Genomic DNA, 16,304 nt, shown 5'->3' with positions numbered 1-16,304 from the left:
CGTGACCTCGCACAACGTGCGGAGCGGGGTGCTGCCGGCGCCGGCGGGGGTGCGGGGTTTCCTGGGGGAGTTCACCTGGGTGCTGCCGGTGCTGCACGTCGGGATCATCGGGATGCTGGTGCTGACCCGCTGGTGGGACTTCTGGACCTCCTGAGACGCCCGCCCGCCGGGGCCCGGCCCCCCGGGGCCCCGGCGGGAGCACCCCGCGCCACCCGGGCCGAAGGCGCCCGGACGCGGAGGAGCCCCGGCGGCCCGAGGCCGCCGGGGCTCCCCACCGGGTGTCAGCGGCCGGACAGGCCGTTCCCCGACAGGACCGGGATGTCGTTCAGGATGTGCGACAGCGGCTCGTCACCCTTGGCCTGGGTGGAGTTCTCGACGCACTGCTGGTTCTGCGGGGCCGACAGGACCGGGATGTCCTGGAGGGCGACCGGCACCGCGCCGACGAGGGAGCCGACGTTGGCCTTGAGCGGCAGGCCGACGCAGGGCTTGTTCAGCGAACCCTGGATCAGGCTCATCTGCGGGCTCATGTCGCCGTAGGTCTCGGCGTTGCCGTAGACCTGCGAGGCGTTGTTGCCGCTCGCGGAGTGCGTGCCCTCGTTGTCGCCGACGGCCATCGCCTGCGGGGCCATGGTCGCGCCCGCGGCCGCCACGGAGAGCGAGAGTGCCGCCGTAGCCATAACCTTCTTGAACATGTTGCGTCCTTCTGTTGCTGAGAATGCCCGCCGATGGAGCTGCCTGACCAACCGTGCGACCGGTCCTTTGGTTCTCCCGGTTCACTCCAAAGGCCCCCGTCCGCACGGCTGCTGACGCCGTGTCCCCGGACGCCGGCCGCGCCCGGAGCCGGCCTCAGCCGCCGAGCGAGACGCCGCCGAGCATCGGGGTCGTGGCCGCCGCGGTCTTCAGGACCTGCTCGGGAGCGTTGCCCTTCAGGTTGTTCAGCTCCATCACGGCGTCGGTGGTCTGACCGAGCACCTGGTCCGTCTGCGTGACGTCGTCGAGCTGCGGCAGCGTGGAGGCCACGTGGGCGATCCCGCCGTTCAGGCTCATCGGCACGGCGCTCGGCGGCTGCGCGGCCATGGCCGGAGCGGCGACACCCATCGCGGCGGCCGAACCGGCGAGGATGGCGGCGGCCCTGGACTTCTTCATTTCGCGAATCCTGTTCCCGGCGGGTACCCCCCGCCGTCGACAGGTACAACGAGCCGTATCCGAACGGGAAACCCCTCCGTTATCCCGTTCATGAAGGACAGCGAAGGCGCGGGCGATCCACGAGCCCTCTCAACGACCAAGTTCCGTGGAAGTTGCGCGACATCACACGATGGTTGGGTCCCCGATTGCGGGGGGCGCACGAAGTCCCGCGCGCAACGCTCCTGCACGGGAGCGGAATACCCGCACCGCCAGTTGGTCGAACTGCCGAGTCCGACGTGATTTCGCCCTCGCTTTCTGACAAAGTGCACTCCTGTTTTGCCGCCTTGATCGAAAATGGGGAGCCAGTCATGCCGAAGTCGTCAGGCTTCGCCCGGCGAGGCGCATGGGCGTCCCTGCTGTGCACGGCTGCGGTGCTCGCCCCGGCGGCCGCCGCGGCGGCACCCCCTCCGGTACCCGCCGATGCCCCGCGCATCCCCTTCGCCCAGCGCTACCACGCCGTCCACCACGGCGGGATCGTCCGCGCGGCCAACGCGTCCATCACCTGCCGCACCCCCGAGGCGAAGGGCGCCGCGTCCTGCCGGGAGCTCCGGCGCGGCGCGGCCGGGGCCAACGGCGACTACGACATGTTCTACGTCGACCTCGACGACGACCCCAACACCTACAACGCCACCCGCGCCCGGCTCGCCCTGCCCGAGGGCTCCACGGTCCGCTACGCCCGGCTCTACTGGGGCGGCAACCTCCGGGTCGGCGAGCAGAAGCCGCCCGAGGACAACGGCCGGGTGCTCGTCGCCGAGCCCGGCGGCCGCTACAAGGAGGTCCTCGCCGACACCCGCATCGCCCACCGCGACGCCGACGGCACCGACTCCTACCAGGCGTCCGCCGACATCACGCCCCTGGTGCGCAGCAGCCGCCCCGGCTTCTGGACCGTGGCGCAGATCAACGTCGCCATGGGCCGCACCGCGGCGGGCTCCTGGGGCGGCTGGACCCTGGTGGTCGCCTACGAGAACGCCCGCGAACCGCTGCGCGAGCTCTCCCTCTGGGACGGCTTCGAGACCGTCCGCTCCGCCGACGGCCCCCGCGAGGTGACCGTCCGGGGGCTGCGCGTCCCCCCGGGGGCCGCCGGGCGCGCGGGGATCGTCGCCTATGACGGGGACCGCGGCGAGCGCGGCGACGCCGTGACGGTCCGCACCGGGACCGGCAGCCCCCGGCCGCTCACCGACGCGGCCAACCCCGCCGCCGACACCATGAATTCCACCGTGTCCGATCTCGGCCGCAGCAGCCCGGCCCGGAAACCCGCTTACCGGAACACCCTCGGATACGACTCCGACGTGTACGACATCCGCTCTGCGCTCCGCGGTGGCGCGCATTCCCTCACCTTCCGGTTCGCCGGTGAGAAGAACGGCTACTTCCTGGGTGCCCTGTTCGTGCAGGCGGACACGCGCCGCTGAATTCCGGACCCCGACCCTTCCCTCGCGTTCCACCCGTCCTAAGAGAGCCCCACGTGCCGCAGAGAGACCGGACAGAGAAAAGCCGACTGACGGTATTCCACCTCGTCCAGCCCGTGGAAGGCGGCGTGGCACGGGTCGTCACCGATCTGGTCCGGGCGCAGGCGGCCGCCGGCGTGCGCCCCGTGGTCGCCTGCCCGCCCGGCGGCACCCTGGCCGCCGCGGCCGCCGGCGCCGGAGCCCGCGTCGAGCCGTGGACCGCCGAGCGGTCCCCCGGACCGGCGCTCGCCCGCGAGGTGGCCTCCGCGGCGCGGCTGATCCGTGCCGTCCGCCCCCAGCTGGTCCATGTCCACAGCGCCAAGGCCGGGCTCGCCGGACGCCTCGCCGTCCGCGGGCGCGTGCCGACCGTGTTCCAGCCCCACGCCTGGTCCTTCGACGCCGTCTCGGGCCGCGAGGCGCGCCTGGCCCTCACCTGGGAGCGCTACGGCACCCGCTGGAGCACCCGCACCCTGTGCGTCAGCGACAGCGAGCGCCGCGCCGGGGAGCGTGCCGGCATCCGCGCCCGCTGGTCGGTCATCCGCAACGGCATCGACCCGGACCGCTTCGCCGAGGACCGCGAGGGCGAGCTGCGCGCCGCCGCCCGGGCCGGCCTGGACCTCCCCGAGGGCACCCCGCTCGCGGTGTGCGTGGGGCGGCTGTGCCGGCAGAAGGGCCAGGACGTCCTGCTGCGGGCCTGGCCCGAGGTCGCCGCCGCCGTCCCCGGGGCCCGCCTCGTCCTGGTCGGCGACGGCCCCGACGGCGCGGCCCTGCGCGCCGCCGCCCCGCCCGGAGTGATCTTCGCGGGCGCCTGCGAGGACGTCAGGCCCTGGCTGTACGCGGCCGACGCCGTCGTGCTGCCCTCCCGCTGGGAGGGCATGGCCCTGGCCCCCCTGGAGGCCATGGCCTGCGGGCGCCCGGTGGTCCTGACCGAGGTGAGCGGCGCCCGGGAGAGCCTCCCTCCGGGCGGGGAGCATCCCGCCCCCGTCCCGCCGGAGGACTCCCGCGCCCTCGCGGCCCCTCTCGTCCGGCTGCTCGCCGACCCCGGTCTCGCCGCCGGTCTCGGGCGCAGCGCGGCCGCCCATGTCCGGGCCACCGGCGACGTGCGGCGCACCGCCGACGCCGTCCTCGGCCTCTACCAGGAACTCCTCACCACGCACCGCCCCATGACGAGGAAGAGCACCGCACGATGACGACGGAGAGTGCTCCCGTGCCCCACACCGCCCCCGTGGCGGCGAGCCGCCGGGCCCCTTCGCTCCACGCCTCCCGCAGGTCGGCCGGCCGCCGCCCCGCCGCCCACGCCCGCCGCCGGATCCGGCAGCGCGGCAGACCGGTGGCCCTGCTCGCCGTCGACTCGGCCGCGGCCGCCGTGGCGGCCGCCGCGGTCCCCGGACCCGAGCGGTCCCTGCTCCCCGCGATGCTGCTGCTCGCGACCTCCGCGGCGGCCCTGCACGCCTGGAGGGGCCTGTACCGCGGCTCCCTGTCGCCCTCCGCGCTCGCCGAGCTGCCGACCCTCCTGCTGGCCTCGGCCGCCGGGTGGATCCTGCTCGGCGAGGCGCTCGCCGCGGACGGGTCCGGTTTCACCGGAGCCGGACCCCTGGCCGGGGGTGCCGCGCTCCAGACCCTGCTGGCCTGCGCCGGGCGCGCCGCCGTCCACCACGGACGCCGCCGGTTCGCCGCGCGCAGGCCGCACTCGGCCCTGGTGGTGGGCGACGGGGCCGTCGCCCGCCAGGTCACCGCCGCCCTCTACGCGCACCCGGGCTACGGGATGCGGCCCGTCGGCCGGGTCGACCCCGCCCGACGGGGGGCGACCGAGGACGCCGGGACCCTTCCGGTCCTGGTCACCGGCGAGGACGTCAGCCGCGCCGTCATCCAGAACGCGGTGACCCACGCCCTGTTCACCACCCCGCCCTCCGCCCCGCTGGTGCGCCTGTTCGCCGACCACGGGTGCCGCACATGGCTGGTGGAAGGGGGAGCGGCCGAGGGAGTGGTGCGCCCGCGCGCCGCCCACGACGACCACCTGTGGGGCTTCTCCGTCCAGCCCCTTCCGTCCGGCTCGCGCCCGCTCGGCCCCGCCCGCTCGGCCAAGCGCGCGCTGGACGCACTGCTCGCGGCCGTCGTCCTGGTCGTCGCCGCGCCGGTGCTCGGCGCCTGCGCCCTCGCGGTGCGCCTCGCCGACGGACCGGGGGTGATCTTCCGCCAGGAGCGCATCGGGCTCGGCGGGCGCCCCTTCACCCTGCTGAAGTTCCGCACCCTGCGCCCCGCCGACGAGCACGAGTCCGCGACCCGCTGGAACGTGGCCCGCGACCGCCGGATGAGCGCCACCGGCAGCCTGCTGCGCCGCACCTCGCTGGACGAGCTGCCGCAGCTGTGGAACGTGCTCCGCGGCGACATGAGCCTGGTCGGCCCCAGGCCCGAACGGCCCTACTTCGTCGCCCAGTTCACCCGCACCTACCCCGGCTACGGCGACCGCCACCGGATGCCCGTGGGCATCACGGGACTGGCCCAGGTCAACGGGCTGCGCGGGGACACCTCCATCGAGGAGCGGGCCCGCTTCGACAACCACTACATCGACACCTGGTCGCTGTGGCAGGACGTGTGCATCATGGCGCGCACCGCCGCGTCGCTCTTCCGCCTCGGGGGCAGCTGACCGTGGCCACCGCCGCACCGACCGCGTCCCCCGCCCCCGGCGAGGCCCCCTCGCCCGCCGCCGGGGCCCCCGCACCGGCCCCGCGCCGGGCCCGCCCCCGCACCGACCGGCTGCTGCTCCTGCCGCTGCTCGCGACGGTGCTGCTGCTCGCCCTGCCGCTCGGCCGGTACGGCGGCCCGGGCACCGTCGCGCCGGCCGACATCGCCTCCGGCGTGCTGGTGGCCGCCTGCCTGCTGCGGCTCGTCCGGCGACGGGAGCGGCCTCTCGGCCCGGCGGCGGCAGCGGTCTTCGCCCTGCCCGTCGTCGGCTTCGCGATCGCCACCGTCACCGCGGCGGACCCGGTGGCCGCCCTGCCCGGACTGGTGCGCTACCTCCAGGTGTTCGTCCTCGTGCCGTGCGCCGTGATGCTGCTGCTCCGCGACGCGGGGGGCTTCCGTGCGGTCACCGGCGCACTGGTCGCGCTCGCCCTCGTCCAGGGCGCGATCGGGACGTACCAGTTCGCCACCGGGACCGGCGCCTCGTACATGGGGGCCGAGATCCGCGCCGTCGGCACCTTCGGGCCCACGGACGTGATGGGCATGGCCACCGTCGTGTCCTACGGGTTCCTCGCCGCGCTCGCCCTCGCGCTGAGCCCCCCGCAGGGGGCGCCCCGCAGGCTGCGCCCCGCCGCCCTCGCCGCGGCCGGGCTGCTGCTGGTGCCCCTCGGGCTGTCGTTCAGCCGCGGCGCGTGGATCGCCACCGCGCTCGCCGCGCTGGCGGTGCTGCTGCTGGACGGCCCGCGGCGGGCGGTCAAGGTGCTGGCCGCGGCTGTTGCGGCCGGTGTGGTGCTGGTCGGAGGGCTCGGCGTGGGCTCCGAGATGATCTCGCAGCGGATCGGCAGCATCACCCAGGTGACGGACGCACCCGACCGCTCGGTCACCGACCGGTACAGCATGTGGGCCGCCGCCGTGTCGATGTGGCGGGAGGAGCCCGCCACCGGCGTGGGGCTCAAGGGCTTCCCCGCCCACCGGGACGCCCACGCCTCCCTCGGGCTGTCCGCGGGCAGCGACACGGCCGGTGCGGGGCGCTCCTTCGAGAAGCAGCCGCTGCTCTCGCCCCACAACATGTACCTGCTCGTCCTCGGCGAGCAGGGGCTGGTCGGCGCCACCGCCTTCCTGGCGTCCTGGCTCGCCCTGCTGCTCGGAGCCGTCCGGCGCCTCGTCCGCGCGGCGCCCGGTGCCCCGGCCGACTGCGGTCTGGCCGCCACCGGCCTGATGCTGTGGCAGGCGGTCGACTTCCTCTACGCCGACATCGGCGGCCCCTCCACCGTGCTGACCGGTGTGGTGACGGGCCTGGCGGCCTGGTGGGCGCTGGGCCCCGCCCCCGCAACCGCTCCCGCATCCGCAACCGCTCCCGCATCCGCACCCGCGCCCGCACGCGCGTCCGGCGCCGCGTCCGCACCCGCGGCCCCCGCGCCGCCGGGGACACGGCCATGACACCCGCCGACCGCCCTCCGCCCGCCGGGTCCGGACCGGCGGCTCCCCCGCCCCCGTCCACCCCGCGCCCGCGCAGCGGGCAGGACGCCGGGAGCGGCCCCGCTGCCCGCCCCGGGCCCGCCCGGCGCCCCGCCCCGCCCGCGGCGGACACCGAGCCGGACCGCCCCGGCAGCGGACCCGGCGCGCCCCCGGGGCCCGAACCCGCCCCCGAGGGCCCCGGGCCGGCCGCCGCCACCGGCGCCCGGCGCCCGGCACGGGGCGCCGCCGACCGGCCGGCCGCGCCCCTCGGCCGGGGCCTCGCCCGCGCGGCCGCGGTCACCGGCGCCCTCACCGTCGCCGGGGCCGTGTTCGGGCTCGTCCGCGACCAGACGATCGCCCACCTCTTCGGCGCGAGCGCACAGAGCGACGCCTTCCTCATCGCCTGGACCGTCCCCGAGATGGCCTCCACGCTCCTGATCGAGGACGCCATGGCCCTGGTCCTGGTGCCCGCCTTCGCCCATGCCCTCGCCGCCCGGGACCCGGGGGCGGTCCGGGAGCTCGCATCGGCCACCTTCCCCCGGCTGTTCGCCGTGCTGACCTGCGTCGCCGCCCTGCTGATGGTCGGTGCACCGCAGGTGGTGCGGCTGCTCGCCCCGGGCTTCGGCGACCCGGCCCTCGCGGCCGAGTGCACCCGGCTCACCGCGCTGACCGTGCTCACCTTCGGCGTCACCGGCTACTTCAGCGCCGCGCTGCGCGCCCACGGCAGCTTCCTGCGGCCCGCGGCCGTGTACACCGCGTACAACATCGGGATCATCGCCACCACCCTCGCCCTGCACCACCTGTGGGGCGTACGGGCCGCCGCCGCCGGGGTCGCGGTCGGCGGCGTGCTGATGATCCTCGTCCAACTGCCCGCGTTCTCCCGGCACGTGGGGCTCCGGCCACTGGTGAGACCGCGCCGCCGGACCGGCCGCGCCCCGCTGATCGGCACGGCCGTGCTCGCCCCCGTGGTGCTCTTCGCCGTCGGCCGCCAGTCGCAGGTGCTCGTCGAGAGGTTCCTGGCCGCCCCGCTGCCCCCGGGGGCGATCTCGCACCTCAACTACGCGCAGAAGGTCGCGCAGATGCCGATGGTGCTCTCGCTGATGGTCTGCACGGTCACCTTCCCCGTCGTCGCACGGGCCATGGCCGAGGGCGACCGGGAGCGGGCCCGCCGCCGCGTCGAGGAGGACCTCGCCACCGCGGGCGCGCTCGTCCTGCTGGGCACCGCCTTCGTCGTCGGCCACGCCCCCTCGATCATCGAGGTCCTCTTCCAGCGGGGCGCCTTCGACGCGGGCGACACCGCCACCACCGCCGCGGTGATGCGGGTGTACGCCGCGGGGCTCCTCGGCCACTGCCTGGTCGGCGCCCTCGGCCGGCCCTTCTTCTCCGCCGGGCGGCCCGTCTGGTTCCCGGCCGCCGCGATGGCCGCCGGGCTCGGCGTGACGATCGCCGTGGGGGCCGCCGCCGCCGGCCCCCACGGGGTGCAGGGCATCGCCGCGGCCAACGCCGCCGGCATCAGCACCACCGCGCTGCTGCTGCTCCACGGCCTCGGCTCGCGGGTGGTCGCCATCGAGGTCCGCGCCATCGGCCTGCGGATCGCCCGCCTGGTGCTCGCGGCGGCCGCCGCGGCCGCCGCCGCGCTGCTCGCCGCACCGGCAACGGGGCCCGCCCCCGTCTCCCTCGCCGTCGGCGCCGTGCTCGTCCCCCTCGTCTTCCTGGGCGCCGCCCGCGCCCTCGGAGCACCGGAGGCAGTCCACCTGCTGGCCCTCGCACGACGGAGGCTGCGTCATGACCCCTGACCCGACCACCGACCGCCGCCCTCAGCCGTGGATCTGGATGTACCACGCGGTCGGCGACCCGGCCCACGACCCGTACGGCATCACCGTCGCCCCCGACCGGCTCGACCGCCAGCTGCGGCTGCTGCGCGCGCGAGGGCTGCGGGGGGTCGACGTGAGCACCCTGCTGCGCGCCCACGCCCGCGGCCGCGCCGACCACCTGGTGGGCCTGACCTTCGACGACGGCTACGCGGACTTCTCCACCGGAGCGCTGCCGCTGCTGCGCCGCCACGGCTGCTCGGCCACCCTCTTCGTCCTCCCCGGCCGCCTCGGCGAGGACAACGACTGGGACCGCGAAGGCCCCCGGCGGCCGCTGCTGGACGCCGACGCGATCCGGGCGGCCGCCGCCGAGGGCACCGAGATCGGCTCCCACGGGCTGTTCCACCGCGACCTGACCACGCTCACCCGGGCGCAGCTGCACGAGGAGACGGCCCGCAGCCGGGAGCTGCTGCGGGAGATCACCGGCGCCGCGCCCGCCGGGTTCTGCTACCCGTACGGCACCTTCGACCAGCGGGCGGCCGACGCCGTGCGCTCCGCGGGCTACTCCTACGCCTGCGCGATCGCCCCCGGCCCCGCGGCCGGGCCGCACGCCCTGCCCCGCACCCACATCAGCCACGCCGACCGCGGTGCCCGGCTGACCGCGAAGCGGCTGCGCCACCGGCTGCGGCGGATGCCCGGCCTCGCGCCCGTCGTGGTGCCCGCCTCCCAGGAGCGCGTGCGATGACCGCCAGGGTCCTCCAGGTGATCACCGGGCTCGGCATCGGCGGCGCCGAGCAGCAACTGCGGCTGCTGCTGCGCCACCTGCCCGCGCGCTACCGCTGCGAGGTGCTCACCCTCACCAACCCGGGCCCGGTCGCCGAGGGGCTGCGCGCCGACGGCGTGCCGGTGAGCTGTCTGGAGATGGGCGGCAACCGGGATCTGGCCGCGCTGCCGCGGCTGGTGGCGCACATCGCCCGCGGCGGGTACGACCTGGTCCACACCCATCTCTACCGGGCCTGCGTGTACGGGCGGCTCGCCGCGAGGCTCGCCGGGGTCCCCTCCGTCGCCACCGAGCACTCGCTGGGAGCCCAGGAGATCGAGGGCCGGCCCCTGACCCGCGGGGTCCGCGCCCTGTACCTGTCCACCGAGCGGCTGGGGGCGGCGACGGCGGCCGTGTCGCCGACCGTCGCCGAGCGGCTGGGCGACTGGGGGGTCCCGCCCGGGCGCATCCGCACCGTGCCCAACGGCATCGACGCCCGCCGCTTCGCCTTCGACCCGGCGGCCCGCCGTACGCTGCGGGCCGAACTGCGTCTGCCGGAAGGGGCCTTCACCGTCGCCGGGGTCGGCCGGCTGGTGGCGGGCAAGCGCTTCGACGCGCTCGTCGAGGCGGTAGCCGCCCTGCCCGGCGCCGTGCTGCTGCTGGCCGGCGACGGGCCCGAGCGCGCGGCACTGCGGGCGCGGGCCGCCCGCCTCGGGGCGGCGGAGCGGATCCGGTTGCTCGGCGCCCGCGAGGACGTGCCGGAGCTGCTCGCCGCCGCGGACCTCTTCGTCTCGGCGTCCCGGGAGGAGGCGTTCGGGCTGGCCGTGGTCGAGGCGCTGGCGGCCGGGCTGCCCGTGCTCCACGGCCCCTGCCCGGCCGTCGACGACCTGCCCGGAGACCAGGCCCCGGGCGCGCGCTCCCTCGGCGGCTGCTCGGTCGCCGAGCTGACCGCCGCGCTGCGCACCGCCGCGGCGGCCGGGCCCCGCCGGCTGCCGCCGCCGCCCGCCGTGGCGCACTACGACATCGCCCGCAGCGCGGACCTCCTCGCGGAGCTGTACGCGCACACCCTGGGCGGCGCGCGCCCGCCGCGCGTCCCCCGCCCCACCCGCACCCGGACCCCCGTCCCCGTCGAGAGAGCAGCACGCCGATGACCCGCACGCACCAGCAGGAGCAGCCCGCCCCCGGACGGCCGGGACGCCTCCTCGCGAAGCTCCACGCCGCCCCCGCCTGGTGGGCCGTCCCGGCCTGCGCCGTGCTCGGCACGGCCTGTGGCCTCGGGTACGGCGTGGTCAAGGCCCCCGAGTACGTCGCCACCAGCTATGTCGTCGCGGTGCCCGCCGAGGGCGCGGAGCCGGGGGCCGCCCTCGGCTTCGCCCAGGCCTACGGCCGGATCGCGACCGGGGAGGCCACCCTCGCCTACGCCCGCAAGGAGGCCGGCCTGCCGCTCGCCGAACTCCGCACCCGGGTGCGGACGGAGACCTCGCCCGACTCGCCGATGATCGCCGTCTCGGGGACCTCCCCCCGCCCCGCCGAGGCCGCCCGCATCGCCAACGCCGTCTCCGGCGCGATCTTCGTCAACAGCAACCAGGTGTCGAAGGACACCGGTGTGCAGCTGATGTCCTTCTCCCGGGCGGTCACCCCCGGCGAGCCGGTCTCCCCCTCGCTCCCGGTCGCCACGGCGGTCGGTGCCTCGGCGGGCGGCCTGGTCGGCGGTCTCGTCCTGCTCGTACGGCCCCGGGCCGGGCGCGGCACCCCGGGCGCGGCCACCGCGGTGCCCGCGCCCGCGCAGCCGGCCGCGGCACGGGAGCGCGTCTGATGGCCGCCGTCCACCCGGGCCCCGAGGCGCCGTCGGAGACCGGCGTCGCCCTCTGCCGGGACCCGGACGCCTTCGCCGCCCTCGGGCCGGAGTGGGACCGGCTGCACCGGGCCTGCTCCGCCGCCACCCCGTTCCAGAGCCACGCCTGGCTGCACTCCTGGTGGCTCTCCTACGGGGCGGCGGGGCGGCTGCGGGTGCTGCTGGCCCGCCGCGAGGGCCGGCTGGTGGGCGCCGCGCCGCTGATGCTGGTGCACCGGCCGATGCCCCTGCTGGTGCCCCTGGGCGGTGCGATCTCGGACTACGGGGACGTGGTCGTCGACGAGGAGCACGCCCCGGCGGCCCTCGCGGCCCTGGCCCGCGGCCTGGAGCGGGTCGCCCGGCACGCCGTCGTCGACCTGCGGGAGGTGCGCCCCGGCGCCGCCGCCGAGCGCCTGTACGCCCTCTGGCCCGGTCCCCGCGCACGGCTGGAGGACTCGGTGTGCATGGAACTGCCGGCCGTGCCGGTGGAGGAGCTGGTCACGCGCATGGCCGCGAACCGCGCCCAGCGGGTGCGGGCCAAGCTGCGCAAGCTGGACGCCCTGGGGATCACCGCCCGCAGCGTGCCGGCCGAGGAGGTGCCGGAGGGCGTCGGGCGGCTGCTGCGGCTGCACGAGCGGCAGTGGCGCGGCCGGGGGGTGAACATCGAGCACCTGCGGCCGCGCTTCCACGACCACCTGGTGCGTGCCGTGGGGGCGATGGTGCCGGCGGGCCAGGCCACGCTCACCGAGTTCACGCTGGACGGCGGGGTGGTCGCGGCGGGACTGACGCTGCGGGCCGGGAGGCTGGGCGGCGGCTACCTCTACGGCGCCGACCCCGTGCTGCGGGAGCGCAAGGCCGACGTGGCGACGATGCTGCTGCGCGAGGACGCACGCGAGGCGGCCCGCAGCGGGGCGGCGGTGCTGAGCCTGCTGCGGGGTGCGGAGCCGTACAAGAACCACTGGCGCCCGAACACGGTCACCAGCGGTCGGCTGCTGCTCTCCCGCCCCGCCCTGGAGCCGCTGCTGCGGCTGCACGAGTCGCGGGCGCGGATGCGGGAGCGGGCCGCGGACGTGGTGCGCAGCCGCCTGCCGGCCGCGCGCGAGTGGCGCGGCCGGTTCAACGACTGGCGGGCGGAGGGCGTCTCGGTCAGGACGGGCGGCGGTGGACCGTCGGAACGGTGAAGCAGAAGCGCTGCTCGGAGAGCCATGGGGCCAGCCAGTCCGCCAGGTTGACGGGGGCGCACCACTCGACCGGCTCCACCCAGTCGTCGCCCGTTCCGGGGAACTCGGGGATCTCGGGGATCTCGGGGATCTCGGGGACCGGGTCGGGGTCGACCGGGTCCGGCTCGGTCGGCTCGGGCTCCACCGGGTCAGGCTCGACCGGGTCGGGCTCGGTCGGCTCCTCGGGTGCCGCGGACATCGCGTCCCGGTACACCGCCGAGGATTCCGGATTGTTCCCGCACTGCCAGACCCCGTGCGGACAGTAGTCTGTGATGGTCTGGTACAGGGGCTGGTGGACGTCGATCCATTCGAGCATGCGGCGCATGTACTCGGCATTGTCACCGTTCCGGAAGAGCCCCCATTCCGGATACGAGATCGCCTTTCCGCGCTCCGCCGCGAAGTCGACCTGATGCTGCAGTCCGTACGGCGCGTTCACCTGGTCGTCGAACGACCGGCCGGGAGGCTGGTCGTACGAGTCCATTCCGATGATGTCGACCACGTCGTCACCGGGATAGCACTCGGTCCAGGGGACGGCGTCCAGCCCCCGGTTGGGGGCGAAGTCGAACCGGAACTCCTGACCGGGAACGGAGCGCATGGCCGTGACGATGCTCCTGAAGTACGCCCTCCACGCGGCCGGGTCCGGCCCGCACCGGTGGGTGTACGTGGTGCCGTTCATCTCCCAGCCGAGCACGATCACCGTGTCCCGGGCACCCAGGTCGACCAGGCGAGAGGCGAGGGTGCGGTAGTGGTGGTCGTACTGCCCCCGGGCACCCGCCCTCAGCAGCTGGGCCACCGCCGCGTCGGGGAGCCGGTCCTCGTTGCGGTCCAGCATCGGCACGTTGAGGACGAACATCCGCTCCTCGGCACCGCTCCGCCACTCCGCCCACGGGCGCAGGAACTCGCGCCGGCCCTCGATGTTCGTCCACACGTCCCCGGGGAGGTAGGTGTGGGCGACCGTCAGCTCCCGCCCGCCCAGCCAGTCCGAGAGCTCCGCCATCCTCTGTATCCCGGTCGGCCCGTAGTGGAGATACGCGCCGACCGCCGTCGCCGAGGGCGGCGGGGCGGCGTCCGCGCCGCCGGTGTCCTCCGCGGCCGACGCCGCCGCGGTGCCGAGCAGTCCGCCGGACACGAGGAGTCCGGCTGCGACCGTCGCTATGCATGAATGGATCAGACGGTGCCTCTGGGGCATGCCTTCCTCCTTGTGGAGTATTTCTGCGACTGACACGACGTTAGGCAGAAAGCCCTTCGAATGATCAGTCGGAAGGTCGTTTCCTAGGCCATTAGCGAAGAGGCACGCAGTGATCAGGCCCGTCCAGGTGAAAGATGTGACCCCGATGACCGAACTCGACCGGTCGGTACCCGCACTGGTGCTCCGTCTCGACCGGAATCCCTTCCACCACGGCACCCTCGGCGCCGTCCGGTCGCTGGGGAGGGCGGGCGTGGAGGTGCACGCGGTGGTCGAATCGCCGCGCAGCCCCGTCGTACGCTCCCGGCACCTCCACCGCGCCCACCCGCGGCCGGGCGGACCGCCCGACCCCGAGACCCTGGTGCGCGCGCTGCTCGGCATCGCGGACCGGATCGGACGCCCCGCCGTCCTCGTCCCGATGGACGACCTCGGGGCGCTCCTGGTCGCCGAGCACGCCCAGCGGCTCGCCGGCCGCTACCTGACCGCGGTCCAGTCGGCCGCGCTGCCCGGGAACCTGGCCGACAAGGCCGCACTCGCCACCCTCTGCCGGGAGGCCGGCATCCCCCACCCGGAGACCGTGGTGCCCGCCGGCCCCGCCGAGGCAGCCGCCGCGGTACGGCGGATCGGGGTGCCGCTGGTCGCCAAGTGGAGCAGGCCGTGGCTGCTGGACCCGGCCTCCGGTCTGCGCAGCACCAGCCTGGTCTCCTCACCGCGCGCCGCGGCCCGGCTCTTCGATCGCAGCGCCGAGGCGGGCAGCACCCTGCTCCTCCAGCGGAGACTTCCGGAACGCGCCCACGCCGACTGGTTCTTCCACGGCTACTTCGCCGCGGACGCCACCTGCCTGCACGGCGGCACCGGCCGCAAGGAACTCTCCTGGCCGCCGCGCACCGGACTCACCGCCCTGGGCCGCTGGAAGCACAACGAGGCGGTCGCCGAGGCCGCCCGCCGCCTGGCCGGGCACACCGGCTACCACGGCATCCTCGACCTCGACTTCCGGCGGGACGCGGACGGCACCTACCGGCTGCTCGACGCCAACCCCCGCCCCGGCGCCCAGTTCCGCCTGTTCACCGGCGCCGACGGACTCGACGTCGTGCGGGCCCTGCACCTGGACCTCACCGGCCGGGGCGTGCGGCCGTCCCCGGCGCGCCCGGGGCGGGTGTTCCTCGCCGAGAACTACGCGGCCCTGTCCGTCCTCTCCGGCCTCGTCTCCCCCCGGGGCCGGTCCACCCGCCCGGTCCCCGGCAGCCGGATCCCCCGCGGCAGCGGCGTCGAGACCGCCTGGTTCGCCGGGGACGACCCGGCCCCCTTCGCCGCCATGGCCCGCGCCTTCGCCGGCCGCGGCCTCGCCAAGGCGGCCGGACGGCTGCGCCCCGACCGACCGGGCGCGCCCGCCGAGGCCGCACCTTCCCCCGCACACCCCGACCCGAGGAGCGAGAGCGCACCATGTACGACCTGGCAGTGATCGGCGCGGGCCCCTACGGGCTCTCGGTCGCGGCGCACGCCGCCGCCGCCGGACTGGACCTCTGCGTCTTCGGGCGCGTCATGGCCTCGTGGCGGGACCACATGCCCGAGGGCATGTTCCTCAAGTCCGAACCCTGGTCCTCGAACCTCTCCCACCCCGGCGGCGCCCACACCCTCGCCGAGTACGCCGCCGGACGCGGCTTCGAGGCCGCCCACGGCAACCCCGTCCCCATCACGGAGTTCACCGGGTACGGGGACTGGTTCGCGCGGCGGGCGGTGCCGCCCGTGGACGAGCGGACCGTCGTGCGCCTCGTGCCCGAGGCGGACGGCTTCCGCCTGCGCACCGAGGACGGCGGGGAGACCAGGGCCCGCACCGTCGTCCTGGCGGTCGGGCTGACCTCCTTCCGCAGACTGCCCGAACCCCTCGCCGGCCTGCCGGCCGAACTGCTCACCCACAGCTGCGACCACCGCGACCTGGGCCGCTTCGCCGGTACGGACGTCACCGTGGTGGGCGCCGGGCAGGCCGCCCTGGAGACGGCCGTGCTGCTCGCCGAGGGCGGTGCCCGCCCCCGGCTGGTCGCCCGCACCCGGCGGCTGCGCTGGAACACCCCGCCCGCCCCGCTGGAACGCCCCCTGCCGCGGGCGCTGCGCACCCCCCACAGCGGACTCGGCACCGGGTGGACCACCTGGGTGTGGGCCGAACTGCCGGGAGCGGTACGGCTGCTGCCCGCCCGCACGCGCCGCCGTCACGCGGACCCGGCCCTCGGCCCGGCGGGCGCCTGGTGGCTGCGCGAGCGCTACGAGGGGAGGGTCCCCGAACTCCTGGGGCACGTGCTGCGCGGTTCGCGGGTGCGGGCCGACGGGCGGGTCCGCCTCGACCTGCGGGGGCCGGACGGGAACGCGACGGCGGTCGACACCGGGCACGTGGTCGCCGCCACGGGCTTCACCCCGGACCTGGCCCGCCTCGGGCTGCTCGACGACACCCTCCGGCGCGTCCTGCGGCTCCAGCCGGGCACCGGGGCACCGGAGCTGAGCGGCGCCTTCGAGTCCTCCCACCCGGGGCTGTTCTTCGCCGGGCTGCTCTCCGCCCCCGCCTTCGGCCCCGCGATGCGCTTCGTCCACGGGGCCTCCTACACGGCGCCCCGGCTGGTCGCCGGGGTCCGGCGCCGACTGCGCGGCACCCCGGCCGTGCCGCGGCTGCCGCACCCCACCCCGGCGCCGCCCGGGACCGGGGAGGCGGCCGTGGGCCGACGCGGCTGAGC

14 protein-coding genes are annotated in these 16,304 nt (G+C 76.3%); 11 read left to right on the top strand and 3 right to left on the bottom strand.

What is annotated here, in order from left to right; all coding sequences use genetic code 11:
* Positions 1-281: 281 nt before the first annotated feature.
* Positions 282-692, bottom strand: coding sequence for a rodlin (locus NPS70_RS15530; protein WP_256524826.1), 411 nt, complete (start codon positions 690-692; stop codon positions 282-284).
* Positions 693-846: 154 nt separating this feature from the next.
* Positions 847-1,146: a hypothetical protein gene (locus NPS70_RS15525; protein ID WP_256524824.1), complete on the bottom strand. Its 300-nt coding sequence runs from the start codon at positions 1,144-1,146 to the stop codon at positions 847-849.
* Between the two features lie 347 nt (positions 1,147-1,493).
* Between NPS70_RS15525 and NPS70_RS15520 the strand changes: the two genes are divergently transcribed.
* From NPS70_RS15520 to NPS70_RS15480, 9 genes are read left to right on the top strand one after another with little or no spacing between them, the layout of a single operon-like run.
* Positions 1,494-2,594 carry a DUF3344 domain-containing protein gene (locus NPS70_RS15520; protein ID WP_256524823.1) on the top strand — a complete coding sequence of 367 codons (1,101 nt, stop codon included), beginning with the start codon at positions 1,494-1,496 and terminating at the stop codon, positions 2,592-2,594.
* Positions 2,595-2,647: 53 nt separating this feature from the next.
* Positions 2,648-3,820 (top strand): glycosyltransferase family 4 protein, encoded by a 1,173-nt coding sequence (locus NPS70_RS15515; protein WP_256524822.1) that lies wholly within the window; start codon positions 2,648-2,650, stop codon positions 3,818-3,820.
* Positions 3,817-5,277, top strand: a complete 1,461-nt coding sequence (locus tag NPS70_RS15510; protein ID WP_256524821.1) for an exopolysaccharide biosynthesis polyprenyl glycosylphosphotransferase — start codon at positions 3,817-3,819, stop codon at positions 5,275-5,277. Before NPS70_RS15515 ends, NPS70_RS15510 begins: the two co-directional genes overlap by 4 nt.
* Positions 5,274-6,752: an O-antigen ligase family protein gene (locus NPS70_RS15505; protein WP_374212007.1), complete on the top strand. Its 1,479-nt coding sequence runs from the start codon at positions 5,274-5,276 to the stop codon at positions 6,750-6,752. Before NPS70_RS15510 ends, NPS70_RS15505 begins: the two co-directional genes overlap by 4 nt.
* On the top strand, positions 6,749-8,566 hold the full coding sequence (gene murJ / locus NPS70_RS15500) for a murein biosynthesis integral membrane protein MurJ (protein WP_256524820.1): 1,818 nt from the start codon (positions 6,749-6,751) through the stop codon (positions 8,564-8,566). The genes NPS70_RS15505 and murJ overlap by 4 nt, the downstream gene beginning before the upstream one ends.
* Entirely contained in the window at positions 8,556-9,326 is a 771-nt protein-coding gene (locus tag NPS70_RS15495) for a polysaccharide deacetylase family protein (RefSeq protein ID WP_256524819.1), read from the top strand. Before murJ ends, NPS70_RS15495 begins: the two co-directional genes overlap by 11 nt.
* Complete coding sequence (locus NPS70_RS15490) at positions 9,323-10,492, top strand: glycosyltransferase (protein ID WP_256524818.1); 1,170 nt, start codon at positions 9,323-9,325, stop codon at positions 10,490-10,492. Before NPS70_RS15495 ends, NPS70_RS15490 begins: the two co-directional genes overlap by 4 nt.
* Positions 10,489-11,157, top strand: a complete 669-nt coding sequence (locus NPS70_RS15485) for a lipopolysaccharide biosynthesis protein (RefSeq protein ID WP_256524817.1) — start codon at positions 10,489-10,491, stop codon at positions 11,155-11,157. Before NPS70_RS15490 ends, NPS70_RS15485 begins: the two co-directional genes overlap by 4 nt.
* Positions 11,157-12,356: a GNAT family N-acetyltransferase gene (locus tag NPS70_RS15480; RefSeq protein ID WP_256524816.1), complete on the top strand. Its 1,200-nt coding sequence runs from the start codon at positions 11,157-11,159 to the stop codon at positions 12,354-12,356. The genes NPS70_RS15485 and NPS70_RS15480 overlap by 1 nt, the downstream gene beginning before the upstream one ends.
* Here the strand turns inward: NPS70_RS15480 and NPS70_RS15475 are convergent.
* Positions 12,322-13,584 carry a glycoside hydrolase family 26 protein gene (locus tag NPS70_RS15475; protein WP_256524815.1) on the bottom strand — a complete coding sequence of 421 codons (1,263 nt, stop codon included), beginning with the start codon at positions 13,582-13,584 and terminating at the stop codon, positions 12,322-12,324. The genes NPS70_RS15480 and NPS70_RS15475 overlap by 35 nt on opposite strands.
* A gap of 145 nt (positions 13,585-13,729) precedes the next feature.
* Here NPS70_RS15475 and NPS70_RS15470 point away from each other — a divergent pair, with 145 nt between their 5' ends.
* On the top strand, positions 13,730-15,043 hold the full coding sequence (locus NPS70_RS15470) for an ATP-grasp domain-containing protein (protein ID WP_256524814.1): 1,314 nt from the start codon (positions 13,730-13,732) through the stop codon (positions 15,041-15,043).
* Positions 15,025-16,302, top strand: a complete 1,278-nt coding sequence (locus tag NPS70_RS15465; protein WP_256524813.1) for an NAD(P)-binding domain-containing protein — start codon at positions 15,025-15,027, stop codon at positions 16,300-16,302. The genes NPS70_RS15470 and NPS70_RS15465 overlap by 19 nt, the downstream gene beginning before the upstream one ends.
* Positions 16,303-16,304 lie beyond the last annotated feature (2 nt).

Origin of the sequence: Streptomyces sp. C10-9-1, assembly GCF_024497955.1 — a bacterium.
GTDB lineage: Bacteria > Actinomycetota > Actinomycetes > Streptomycetales > Streptomycetaceae > Streptomyces > Streptomyces sanyensis.
This window is presented reverse-complemented; position numbering and strand designations above follow the sequence as displayed.

What these genes read in the sequence shown, in the direction of transcription:
- NPS70_RS15465 (WP_256524813.1), top strand. Translation starts at nt 15,025, where the DNA reads ATGTACGACCTGGCAGTGATCGGCGCGGGCCCCTACGGGCTCTCGGTC.
- NPS70_RS15485 (WP_256524817.1), top strand. Translation starts at nt 10,489, where the DNA reads ATGACCCGCACGCACCAGCAGGAGCAGCCCGCCCCCGGACGGCCGGGA.
- NPS70_RS15495 (WP_256524819.1), top strand. Translation starts at nt 8,556, where the DNA reads ATGACCCCTGACCCGACCACCGACCGCCGCCCTCAGCCGTGGATCTGG.
- NPS70_RS15530 (WP_256524826.1), bottom strand. Translation starts at nt 692, where the DNA reads ATGTTCAAGAAGGTTATGGCTACGGCGGCACTCTCGCTCTCCGTGGCG.
- NPS70_RS15520 (WP_256524823.1), top strand. Translation starts at nt 1,494, where the DNA reads ATGCCGAAGTCGTCAGGCTTCGCCCGGCGAGGCGCATGGGCGTCCCTG.
- NPS70_RS15490 (WP_256524818.1), top strand. Translation starts at nt 9,323, where the DNA reads ATGACCGCCAGGGTCCTCCAGGTGATCACCGGGCTCGGCATCGGCGGC.
- NPS70_RS15510 (WP_256524821.1), top strand. Translation starts at nt 3,817, where the DNA reads ATGACGACGGAGAGTGCTCCCGTGCCCCACACCGCCCCCGTGGCGGCG.
- NPS70_RS15480 (WP_256524816.1), top strand. Translation starts at nt 11,157, where the DNA reads ATGGCCGCCGTCCACCCGGGCCCCGAGGCGCCGTCGGAGACCGGCGTC.
- murJ (WP_256524820.1), top strand. Translation starts at nt 6,749, where the DNA reads ATGACACCCGCCGACCGCCCTCCGCCCGCCGGGTCCGGACCGGCGGCT.
- NPS70_RS15475 (WP_256524815.1), bottom strand. Translation starts at nt 13,584, where the DNA reads ATGCCCCAGAGGCACCGTCTGATCCATTCATGCATAGCGACGGTCGCA.
- NPS70_RS15525 (WP_256524824.1), bottom strand. Translation starts at nt 1,146, where the DNA reads ATGAAGAAGTCCAGGGCCGCCGCCATCCTCGCCGGTTCGGCCGCCGCG.
- NPS70_RS15470 (WP_256524814.1), top strand. Translation starts at nt 13,730, where the DNA reads ATGACCGAACTCGACCGGTCGGTACCCGCACTGGTGCTCCGTCTCGAC.